Below are 10,389 nucleotides of genomic sequence, written 5' to 3'. Positions count from 1 at the left end.
TGCCCGTTCCACAAAATATTGAAACTCTCGTGGAACAGGCATCTTGCCTGTTCAATTTTTCTGTTTTAGCAACGGGCAAGATGCCCGTTCCACAAAATATTGAAACTCTCGTGGAACAGGCATCTTGCCTGTTCAATTTTTCTGTTTTAGCAACGGGCGAGATGCCCGTTCCACAAAACATTGAAAATCTAGTGGAACAGATATCTTGCCTGCTATGGAGAATCAACCCAGCCAAAAACATTACACTTTTCCCGTGCGAAAAACTCTACCAATTACCTCTTCAATTGGCGGATCGGTAACAGTCAAATCTATCACTTCTAACTCCGCCAAAATCTTCGCCACGCTCACCGTCAGCTCTTCCCTTTTCACCAAAAATCGCACCGATTGTCCCTCAATAGATTCTACCTCCCCGTAAGCAAAAGCACTATCTTTTGCCAGCGGCTTAGCTAATTTTACCTGAACTTCCCGATAAGGTGCAAACCTGTCGAGCAATCCGTCCAAACTGCCATCATAAACTAATTGACCTTCATGGATTAACAAAACGCGCTTGCACAAAGCAGTAATGTCAGCCATGTAATGACTCGTCAACAGCACCGTTGCTTGATAGCGCTCGTTATATTCTCGCAGAAATTGCCTGACGCTAAACTGTGCGTTTATATCCAAACCTAAAGTCGGTTCATCTAAAAATAATACCTCCGGCTGGTGCAGCAGCGCCGCCATCAATTCAGCTTTCATGCGTTCGCCTAAAGAAAGCTTTCGTACTGGCTGATTTAACTTGCCTTCTAGTGACAGCATCTCTGTTAATTCTCCGACTCGCCGCCGATAATCTGTATCGGGAATGCCGTAGACAGCGGCATTGATTCGCAGAGAGTCAAGCACAGGTAAATCCCAAATTAACTGCTGTTTCTGCCCCATCACTAAGGTGATTTTTTGCAGAAAATCGGCTTCGCGACGGAAAGGAGTACGATCGCACACACTCACCGTACCCGCAGACGGATAAATCAAACCCGTCAGCATTTTCAGCGTAGTAGTTTTGCCCGCACCGTTAGCGCCGAGAAACCCCACGAATTCCCCCGGTTCAATACTGAAAGAGACGCCCTCAACTGCTTTGATATTGCGGTAAGTGCGACTAAAAAAGTGTCGCACTGTTCCTTTAAGTCCCGGTTCTTTAATCGCTACTGGATAAACTTTGCTCAAGTCTTCAACTAAGATAATTGGCATCGGCTCAAATTTTAACTTTTATTTTAATCTAGGGTATTTCCATCAGGCTTGTGCCAAGATGGAGCGATCAAGCTATCTAGTAGGGTGCGCCAGCCATTGCTCGATCGCGAGTCAGGAAGTAACTGTGTTCTGGCGCACCCTAATAAACTGTAGAATATTGCAAAATATCCATAATCACATCGCACAAAGTTTACAACTATGGTACTCACCCCAGATAATTCAGGCATCTCTCGTTTGGTAGGAGACAATTCTCCTGAAAATATTACACTTGCACCAGGACAACTTGCTAGTTTTCCTGGGGGACTTTGGATGGTGGGCGGCAATGATACTGTCAGGGGATCGTCAGATGCAGAACGGATTTTCGGCAACGATGGTAAAGACAGTCTGTTAGGCGGTGTCGGCAATGATTCTATTTACGCCGGCAAAGATGATGACGATGTTTTGGGAGAAACTGGCGACGATTTCTTGACAGGAGATAGAAATAGCGATTTCCTTGATGGGGGTGCGGGAAATGATTTGTTGCGCGGAGGACAAGGTGTTGATTTGTTAGTGGGCGGAGACGGTAATGATACTTTAATTGGCGACAGAGATGTGGATATTTACCAAGGTGGTGCAGGGAATGATGTATTTGTTTTTCGAGTCGATCAAGCGGGAATCCGAGTATTTGGAATTGAAGTTCCAGACGCGGTAATTGTGGATTTTGATAAGTCTAACGATTCGATTGGAATTAGTGTGGAATTTACCAGCAGCAATATCTCTTTGGAACAGGTAAGTTATAGCTTAAACGATCCGAGACTGCTGCTGATCAATCCTGCAACTATCGCGGGGGGAACGAGTTTGTTAGCCAAGGGTGGCATCTCCCAGCGAAGTCTAGATCCCGATGGCAACGGCCGTGTGGAAGCTACTAATATTAGATTCGGTGTTACTAATGCTTTGTTGGGTACTGTGTTGAATGTGACCCCAGCCGATTTAAACGATCGTTTTATTAATGCTAATTCTTTGCTTTAATTCGTTGCTTATATATCTCTAGTAGGGTGCGACCGGGCGCACCTTACCCATTACCCATTATCTAACTCATCGTCAAAACTGCGCGATAGCGCACTTGATTGTCCCGGACTTTCTGCATTGCTTCATTCGCTTGTGCGATCGCAAAAACTTCGACAATTGGCTCAATCTCAAACTTCTCTGCAATTGCCAGCATTTCATTAATCATAGCGCGACCGCCGATGAGAGAACTCACAATTCGGCGTTGCTTTACCAGCAGCGAAAATAACGGAATGCTCAAAGGTTCGTCGGGAACTCCCACAAAAGCAAGCGCACCGTTAGAATCGAGAAAATCAATGTACGGAACCCAATCTAAAGAAGCAGGAACAGTGCTCAACAAAATATCTAATTTGCTGCTGGGGGCTTGAGGAACTTCGCCTTTTCCTACTACAATAGCTTCGTCCGCCCCCATTTTATGTGCAAATTCTGCCTTATCTTGGGAAGTAGTAAAAACTGTAACTCGGTTGCCTAATTTTTTGGCAAATTGCACCGCCATGTGTCCCAAACCGCCGATGCCAAGAATGCCAATTTCTTGCCCAGAACTCATCCCCGCATTTCGCAAACCGGCGTAAACCGTAATTCCGCCGCACAACAGCGGCCCCGCTACGTTGGAATCGATGCCTTTGGGAATAGGAAAAGCAAAGCGGGAATCTACCATCAAATAATCGGCAAAACCGCCCGGCCCTGTAACAATTAATCCCTGGTTTTCATCGCAGAGATTTTCGTTACCGCGCAAGCAGTCGTGGCACTGCAAACAAGACGACCTTTGCCAACCGACACCAACGCGATCGCCCACTTTTAAATGAGTCACTTGCGGCCCTATTTCTGCCACTTCTCCGATAACTTCGTGGCCCGGAACGAGGGGATATTTTGATTGACCCCAGTCATTGTCAATCATGTGCAAGTCAGAGTGACAAATGCCGCAGGCTAAAACTTTGATAATACATTCATGTACTTTTGGAGGTTCGACATCGAATTTGTATTCTTCAAGCAATCCGCCTGTTTTTGTAACTGCAAGTGCTTTGATTTGCATGGTGTATTTCCTGGTTTGTTTGCCATTATAGTGCTCGATCGACTTTCACAGTCTCTTTCTTTAGTTGTATATATTCAGGTGAACATACCCCTAGAAATGATGCGCGTTACTAATAATTTGTCTGGTGCTTGTGGCGCACCTTACCAATTAGCAATTACCAATTATAGCAATCCTCGCATCAGTTGTAAAAATATTTAGGGGTAGTGCTAATAGTGCCTACCCCAGCCTGCATCGGGGCAACCACGGGGGGGTTGCCCCTACAAGAATTACACAAATCATTTAGGATTGCTATAGCAATTACCAATTAGTCTCACAGCTTGCCATTTCCCATTGCCCACTGCATCAAACCGGGAAATAACCGATAAGCTTCCGATGCCAAAAAAGCAGGGCCGACGGTAACTTCTGCACGCTGATTTTTCACAGCATCCCAGATAGCTTTAGCAATATCTTCTGGCTGAGTTGCCCACTCAGATTTCAGCATTTTGCTCATTTGCTGGCGGCGCGATTCGACTGCGGGTTCGTCTCGATCGCGAAATTGAGCTCTTTCTAAAAAATCGCTGTTAATCAAGCCCGGATGCACGGCGCAAACGTGAATACCTTGAGGCGCTAATTCCAATCGCAAAGTTTCTGTTAAACCTGTTACTGCATATTTGCTGGCACAATAAGCAGTCATTTGAGGCAAAGGCATTTTGCCACCAATTGAACCAACATTGACGATTGTCCCGGTTTTTCGTTCCAAAAAATGTGGCAACATTTCTTGAATTGTGTTAACGCATCCCCAAAAATTGGTATTCATTAATTGCTGCCAGTCTTCGGAGGTAGTGTGCTCGATCGCCCCCGTCAGACAAATGCCAGCATTGTTAACTAAAACATCGATGTTGCCGCAGGTATCTAGGGCTTTTTGGACGATCGCCCGCACTTGATGAATGTCGCCAACATCCCCCGGAATAGCTACAGCGGAAGTGCCTTCTCGCTGCACTTGAGCCGCTGCTGCTGCCAATCTCTCTGGCTGGCGAGCTACCATAACTACATCGTAACCTTTACTTGCAAATAAAATTGCTGTTGCTTTGCCGCTTCCTTGAGAAGCGCCTGTAATCAAAACTGTAGGAGCCATAGATAGTTATAAATTGTAAGTGGAGAAATCGTTTCCGGCTGTATTGAAACTATAACAGAGGTAATCTAATTTTAGGCACGCTCTACATTAATATTTCTTGAGTATAGCAATTTTCTGTGATTTGCGATGAGGCTTTTTTTAAACTCACATCTTGCACCATTCTCAAGAACGGGCAAGATGCCCGTTCCACCAAAGATAAATTTTCTTGTGGAACAGGCATCTTGCCTGTTCATAAAAGCCTTATTGAGAATGGTGCAACATCTCAGTTTTAACGAACCGCGAAGGCGCGTTAGGCGAAGCCGCGCGTAAGCGCTAGGAAGGGAAGGAAGAGAGAAGAGGAGAGGAGAAGAAGAGAATAGAAATTATTCATAATTTGTGCGAAAATTGCTTTGTAAATTTTCCTAATGCCCAATGCCCAATGCCCAATGCCCAATGCCCAATGCCTAAAAAATGAATCTTCCGAAACAAACGCCTAATTGGTCGATCGCCCTAGTGTTAATTATCGGCGTTTTAGCCGTCTCAACTTCATCAATCTTAATTCGGCTGGCTAACTTTTCAGCAGGGGCGGGCGGTTTGGGTTTCAGTCTGGTGCTCGCGGCCTCTCGTCTGACTTTATCTGCTTTAATTCTGCTTCCGGCTTGGCGGAAAATTCAGTGGAACACCCTGCAACCGGGAGCTCGGCGCTATGCTGCTACTGCGGGTTTGTGTCTCGCCCTGCATTTTGCTCTCTGGATTACCTCACTTTCTTATACTTCGATCGCCGCCTCGACAGCCCTTGTCACCACTAATCCTGTCTGGGTAGCGCTTTTGTCCCGCTTCTGGTTCGGCGAAAAACTCAGCAAAATGTCGATCGCTGGCATTACTATAGCCCTGACTGGGGGAATGGCGATCGCTCTGGGAAGTGCGGGCGCAGCTAATGCTGGCAGCAGCCAACTGCTAGGCGATTTCCTTGCTCTGGCTGGTTCCTGGGCTGTCAGCTTGTATTTGCTGCTGGGGCGGGAAGCTCAGCGCCGGGGACTGGGAATTGGTGGCTATATCGCGATCGCCTATACTATTGCTGCGATCGTCCTGCTGCCTCTCCCCTTCGCCTTCGGCACTACTTATACTAATTACCCCGACATTGTATATTTTTATATTTTGTTAACGGCAGCTTTGCCTCAGTTAGTCGGCCACACCATTTTGAACTGGGCTGTAATGCAGATTTCCCCAACTCTGGTAACTCTTGCCATCTTGTTTGAACCGGTGGCGGCGAGTTGGTTGGGTTATTTGCTGTTTGGGGAAATGCCGGCGCCGGCGGTACTCGCAGGTGCTGCGGTGCTGTTGTTGGGTGTAGCAATCGCTACCGTCGGAGCAAAAAAAATAACACTCAACACTTAAGAGTTAACAGTTTTCGACATTGCCACTACAGTTGCCGTGAGTCAGAATAAAACAAATCAGGGCTTAAAAACAAAAATAACTCGTCAGTTAAATATCAGTTCCAAACTATCAAAGGTCTGACTAATGACTAATAATACTCGGTTGCCTTTAGGAGAATAAAATTATGCTGCCAGAACAACTACAGCGGATCATCGGCTACTTTATCGAAGAAGCCACAGAACAGATCCAAATTATCGAACCAGGCTTGCAAGATATCCAAAACACCCTGGCAGATCCCCAAAGAATACACCAGCTCATCCGAGCCTCGCACTCGATAAAAGGGGGAGCAGCTATGCTCGGATTTAGCAGCATTCAGCGCATGGCTCATCGGTTGGAGGATTATTTAAAGCTGCTGAGAGAATGTCCGATCGCCATTGATAGCAGGCTACAATCGCTCTTAACCGAAGTTTTTGATATTTTAGCCGCCCTCGTGTCCAAGGTTTCTAAGGGTTTTGGGCTCAAGCACGAAGACGCAAACCAAATGCTATCCATCGCCGAACCAGTTTTTGACGAACTCGACGCTTACCTGAGATTGCGAATTCCCACTCGCCTGACGGTGAGAGCTACTACGGACGAACATATTCACGTTTTCTCCGGTTACTGCACCTCCCTGAGCGAATTTTCCTCGACTATCGCTTCGCGCGTCGGTTTGCTCGGAGGCACTATTACCCGCCACGATCAGGATAGCCAGGGGATACGTCTTTGTATTGACATTTACCTGCCGCCTTACACCAGGATCGAAAACATCCGCCAAGCTGTCGAACTCTCCGGCGCTATTATCGGGAATGTTCAGACGCAGCGCGACTTTTCGCTGCTGGCGACTGGAGATTATCCGCTTTACCAAAGTGCGATCGAACCTCCCGCAATTTGCATCGGATGCCGCTACTATTACGGCAGAAGCGACGGGGGCTACCTGCTCAACTGCACGATCCATCCCCGCGGCCCGGAAACAGATGATTGTCGCGATCGCGAACCGGAATAACCGCTGAAAACTCAGCCCTCGGAAGCACGATTTGCCTCTCGAAAAAATCTTCGGAAACCCATATTTTCCCTGATTTTTTTCACATTACCCCCTGCCATTTTTTTTAAGTTTTTAGACAACTACATCCTTCTTCCTTCGGAAATATCCCCTAACAACTGATACCGCAACTCGAATTAATTGCATCATGCTTGCAGGATGAGCGATCGCCCAGACATTGATTGTCAGACAAGTGATTGCCATAACTAGCAAGATGTATGTCGGAGGCATTACTACCCCGATCGCGAACCAGGTAAAAACGTGAAATATCATTGCTGTAGCCCAAAGGCTGGCGACAACCACAGACGCCCAAATTTGCATTCGAGGTCGGTTTAGTCCTGTCAAAATCGCTGTCTGCAAAGTAGTCAGCAAGTTTGCCGGAACTAAAAAGGCACAGATAGCTATGCAGTAGGTATGAGAAAATTCAGTAACTGTATTGAAGTCGAGCATCAGTCTAAATGTCGGGCCTGTTGGGTATACTTAAAGAGCTTAGCGTGACTTGACTTTCATATCTTGTCACCCTTACCTTAACTTAATATTTCAGTAAGTAGGCCGCTCTGGAGACGCATTTCTCTCCCCCTTTTCTTGCAGGGAAAATTTTACCACAAATATTAAAGTTTTGGAAAATTATTAAACATACTTGAAGAATCGCAACAATTGCTATGATAATTAACATCGGGAAGCGATAGTATATAGGAGCCAAGTCGGTAAAATTTATAGAAAGCTGAGGCTGGTCTCACAGCAACAAATACTGCCGGCTGATTTTCGACTAAATCTTTTTTGATTCGCTGATGATCGGATGATTGATTATTGATTGATTCTCAGTGTCCGTCCAGGGATCGATCAGTTATGCGATCGAACAATATGAGATTATCATAGAAAAGCCACTTGGCTCTCAAATCTCAAATCATTAGAACCCTCTCGACATTTTACAGCGGAAGACAAAGAAAATGGATCTACAAATCACAATTCCCGCACTCGAAGAAGTTGACTTGACAAACTGCGACAGAGAACAGATTCACATATCGGGGCTGATTCAGCCACACGGGGTGCTACTTGTTGTACGAGAACCTGAACTAGAAATACTGCAAGTCAGTGAAAATACGCAAGATTTGTTAGGAGTAGAGCCCGAAAGTGCGATCGGTCGAAATTTGAGCTTATTCTTCAATAGAGTTCAACTCAAAAAACTCAAGCTTTGTTTGTGTAATGAAAACTTAAAAACCGTTAATCCCATTAAACTCTCTGTCATAAACAAAGGTAAATATTTAGAATTTGACTGCATCCTCCACCGAGTAGAAGAAGTATTGATGGTCGAGTTGGAATTGGCCACCAGCCCAGAAAATCTTTCAGTTTTTAGTTTTTATCATTCAGTGAGATCTACTATCAGCAAAATTCAAAGCGCCAAAAATCTCAAAGAATTATCTCAAATAACTGTAGAAGAAGTCAGAAAAATATCGGGTTTTGATAGAGTTATGGTCTATCAATTTGACCACGAAGGCAACGGCGCTGTAATCGCTGAAGACAAAGCAGAAATGCTGAGTCCTTTCTTAGGATTAAACTACCCAAGTTCAGATATTCCCAAACAAGCCCGACAACTGTATGCGTTAAATTGGCTGAGGTTAATCCCAGATATTAATTATCAACCAGTCCCCCTTGTTTCAGGAAATAATGCTCTCACGACCCAGCCGCGAGACCTGAGTTTCAGCGTATTGAGAAGCGTTTCTCCCATTCACATAGAATACCTGCAAAATATGGGCGTTGCAGCTTCGATGTCAATCTCGTTAATCAAAGACAAAAAACTGTGGGGATTGATTGCTTGCCACAACTATACACCAAAATACCTCAACTATGAATTGCGCGCCGCCTGCGAATTTATCGGGCAAGTAATGTCCTTAGAACTGCAATCAAAAGAAGGAAACGAAGACTACGACTACAAACTACACTTAAAATCCATTCAAACCAAGATTTTTGAAGACATATCCACGTCCGACAACTTGTCAGAAGTGTTAGTTAAATGTCAGCAGAATTTGCTAGAAGCAGTCAACGCCCAGGGAGCCGCCATAATATTTGGAGACAAGTGCTATCAAGTAGGGCAAACACCTCAAGGAGAAGCGCTCAAATACTTAACTCAGTGGGTGCAAGAGCATTTAAATAAAGAAATTTTTTATACAGACTCGCTCACCAAATGCTATCCAGAAGCTGAGGAATTTAAAGACACAGCCAGCGGGTGTTTGGCCATAGCAATATCTCCGACTCAGAAAATATACGTTTTGTGGTTTCGCCCGGAAGTAATTAAGACCGTAAATTGGGCGGGCAACCCCAACAAACCAGTGGAAACCGATGAAGATGGCAACCCTCGACTGTCTCCTCGGAAATCCTTCGAGCTGTGGAAAGAAAATGTGAGGTACAAATCGTTGCCTTGGAAACAATGCGAAATAGAAGCTGCATTGGAACTGAAAAAAGCAATGATTAATATAGTGCTGTGTCAAGTCGATAAACTCGAAAAATTAAATACAGCACTAGAAGCATCAGTCGCCAGAGAACGGGAAAAAACTGCTCATTTAAAAACAGCGATGTCCGAGCTGAAGCGGGCGCAGACTCAATTGGTGCAAAGCGAAAGAATGTCAAGCTTGGGACAGTTGGTGGCGGCAGTAGCTTATGAAGTCACTAACCCGATTAACTTCATCTACGGCAATCTTAGCTATGCTAATGAATACAGTCAAAAAATGATCAATTTATTGCAGCTTTACAACCAGCACTATCCGTCGCCTTCGCCAGAAATTGAAGCACAAATAGAAGCAGTAGAATTAGAGTTCATAGTTGAAGACTTACCGAAATTGCTGGGTTCAATGAAAGTAGGAGCTAACCGCATCCGCGAGATAGTTCAGTCGCTGCGAAACTTCTCTAGAATTGACGAAGCAGAGATTAAACCAGTTGACATTCACGACGGATTGGACAGCGCTTTGTTGATTTTGAGCAATAGACTCAAACCGAAGCCCGATCGCCCCGCAATTCATCTCATCAAAGAATATGGTTCTCTGCCTTTTGTTGAGTGTTACCCAGTTCAAATCAACCAAGTATTTATGAATGTACTGGCAAATGCCATTGATGCTCTCGAAGATGCCTTTGTCAACAATAACTTATCGTCGCACGGCGGGGACAAAGAAGAGCCAGTTAAGTACGGACAAATTCGGATTGTGACTGAACTTTGTCCGGGGAAAAAAGCCGTAGCAGTTCGGATCGAGGACAACGGTTGGGGCATGGAAGAAAAAGTGCGCCAGAAAATTTTTGAGCCGTTTTTTACCACAAAACAGGTGGGCAAAGGTGCGGGGATAGGTTTGGCGATTAGCCACGAAATTGTGCTAGAACAACACGGTGGCAAATTGACTTGCATTTCTGCCCCCGGAGAGGGTACCGAGTTGATTATTGAGATTCCCTTGAGCCAAACTCACCCCACACCCATTGTCAAGTGAAAAAAAGTCCGCGCTAGCGAATCTATCCCAAAGGCTAGGAAATCGCCCCAATTCAAAAATCGAAAATTAG

At 45.2% G+C, this 10,389-nt stretch carries 11 protein-coding genes; 6 read left to right on the top strand and 5 right to left on the bottom strand.

The features are described from left to right. Positions 1–299 (top strand): hypothetical protein (locus QUB20_RS08420; protein ID WP_333245562.1); only part of this gene is annotated, 299 nt, incomplete at its 5' end. Here the strand turns inward: QUB20_RS08420 and QUB20_RS08415 are convergent. Continuing rightward, complete coding sequence (locus QUB20_RS08415; protein WP_333245559.1) at positions 241–1,221, bottom strand: ATP-binding cassette domain-containing protein; 981 nt, start codon at positions 1,219–1,221, stop codon at positions 241–243. The genes QUB20_RS08420 and QUB20_RS08415 overlap by 59 nt on opposite strands. Before the next feature lie 198 nt (positions 1,222–1,419). On the opposite strand from QUB20_RS08415, the gene QUB20_RS08410 reads away from it, so the two are divergent. Next, positions 1,420–2,229: a calcium-binding protein gene (locus tag QUB20_RS08410; protein ID WP_333245556.1), complete on the top strand. Its 810-nt coding sequence runs from the start codon at positions 1,420–1,422 to the stop codon at positions 2,227–2,229. 61 nt (positions 2,230–2,290) lie between these two features. On the opposite strand, the gene QUB20_RS08405 is transcribed toward QUB20_RS08410, so the two are convergent. Further along, positions 2,291–3,298, bottom strand: coding sequence for an NAD(P)-dependent alcohol dehydrogenase (locus QUB20_RS08405; protein ID WP_333057417.1), 1,008 nt, complete (start codon positions 3,296–3,298; stop codon positions 2,291–2,293). 15 nt (positions 3,299–3,313) lie between these two features. Here QUB20_RS08405 and QUB20_RS08400 point away from each other — a divergent pair, with 15 nt between their 5' ends. Then, positions 3,314–3,496, top strand: a complete 183-nt coding sequence (locus tag QUB20_RS08400) for a hypothetical protein (protein ID WP_333057415.1) — start codon at positions 3,314–3,316, stop codon at positions 3,494–3,496. 112 nt (positions 3,497–3,608) lie between these two features. Here QUB20_RS08400 and QUB20_RS08395 read toward each other — a convergent pair whose 3' ends face one another. Then, positions 3,609–4,412: an SDR family oxidoreductase gene (locus QUB20_RS08395; protein ID WP_333232102.1), complete on the bottom strand. Its 804-nt coding sequence runs from the start codon at positions 4,410–4,412 to the stop codon at positions 3,609–3,611. A gap of 82 nt (positions 4,413–4,494) precedes the next feature. After that, entirely contained in the window at positions 4,495–4,632 is a 138-nt protein-coding gene (locus tag QUB20_RS08390; protein WP_333245553.1) for a hypothetical protein, read from the bottom strand. Positions 4,633–4,862: 230 nt separating this feature from the next. Here QUB20_RS08390 and QUB20_RS08385 point away from each other — a divergent pair, with 230 nt between their 5' ends. Together QUB20_RS08385 and QUB20_RS08380 are read left to right on the top strand one after the other, a co-directional pair. Then, on the top strand, positions 4,863–5,789 hold the full coding sequence (locus QUB20_RS08385) for a DMT family transporter (RefSeq protein WP_333245550.1): 927 nt from the start codon (positions 4,863–4,865) through the stop codon (positions 5,787–5,789). Between the two features lie 163 nt (positions 5,790–5,952). Next, positions 5,953–6,810, top strand: a complete 858-nt coding sequence (locus tag QUB20_RS08380; RefSeq protein WP_333245547.1) for an Hpt domain-containing protein — start codon at positions 5,953–5,955, stop codon at positions 6,808–6,810. A 111-nt stretch (positions 6,811–6,921) separates the two neighbouring features. Here QUB20_RS08380 and QUB20_RS08375 read toward each other — a convergent pair whose 3' ends face one another. Further along, entirely contained in the window at positions 6,922–7,296 is a 375-nt protein-coding gene (locus QUB20_RS08375; protein WP_333057411.1) for a hypothetical protein, read from the bottom strand. A gap of 500 nt (positions 7,297–7,796) precedes the next feature. Between QUB20_RS08375 and QUB20_RS08370 the strand changes: the two genes are divergently transcribed. After that, the gene (locus QUB20_RS08370; RefSeq protein WP_333245543.1) at positions 7,797–10,319 is read left to right on the top strand and encodes an ATP-binding protein; all 2,523 of its coding nucleotides are present in this window, start codon (positions 7,797–7,799) and stop codon (positions 10,317–10,319) included. Positions 10,320–10,389: the final 70 nt, after the last annotated feature.

It is taken from the genome of Microcoleus sp. B4-C2 (assembly GCF_036705265.1).
In the GTDB taxonomy this organism is placed as follows: domain Bacteria; phylum Cyanobacteriota; class Cyanobacteriia; order Cyanobacteriales; family Microcoleaceae; genus Microcoleus.
The sequence above is the reverse complement of the archived record's forward strand: the minus strand, read 5'-3'. Positions and strand labels throughout refer to the sequence as shown.

Coding starts and splice junctions, on each gene's coding strand:
- QUB20_RS08380 (WP_333245547.1), top strand. CDS start 5,953: ATGCTGCCAGAACAACTACAGCGGATCATCGGCTACTTTATCGAAGAA.
- QUB20_RS08405 (WP_333057417.1), bottom strand. CDS start 3,298: ATGCAAATCAAAGCACTTGCAGTTACAAAAACAGGCGGATTGCTTGAA.
- QUB20_RS08375 (WP_333057411.1), bottom strand. CDS start 7,296: ATGCTCGACTTCAATACAGTTACTGAATTTTCTCATACCTACTGCATA.
- QUB20_RS08415 (WP_333245559.1), bottom strand. CDS start 1,221: ATGCCAATTATCTTAGTTGAAGACTTGAGCAAAGTTTATCCAGTAGCG.
- QUB20_RS08395 (WP_333232102.1), bottom strand. CDS start 4,412: ATGGCTCCTACAGTTTTGATTACAGGCGCTTCTCAAGGAAGCGGCAAA.
- QUB20_RS08410 (WP_333245556.1), top strand. CDS start 1,420: ATGGTACTCACCCCAGATAATTCAGGCATCTCTCGTTTGGTAGGAGAC.
- QUB20_RS08390 (WP_333245553.1), bottom strand. CDS start 4,632: ATGCCTGTTCCACAAGAAAATTTATCTTTGGTGGAACGGGCATCTTGC.
- QUB20_RS08385 (WP_333245550.1), top strand. CDS start 4,863: ATGAATCTTCCGAAACAAACGCCTAATTGGTCGATCGCCCTAGTGTTA.
- QUB20_RS08370 (WP_333245543.1), top strand. CDS start 7,797: ATGGATCTACAAATCACAATTCCCGCACTCGAAGAAGTTGACTTGACA.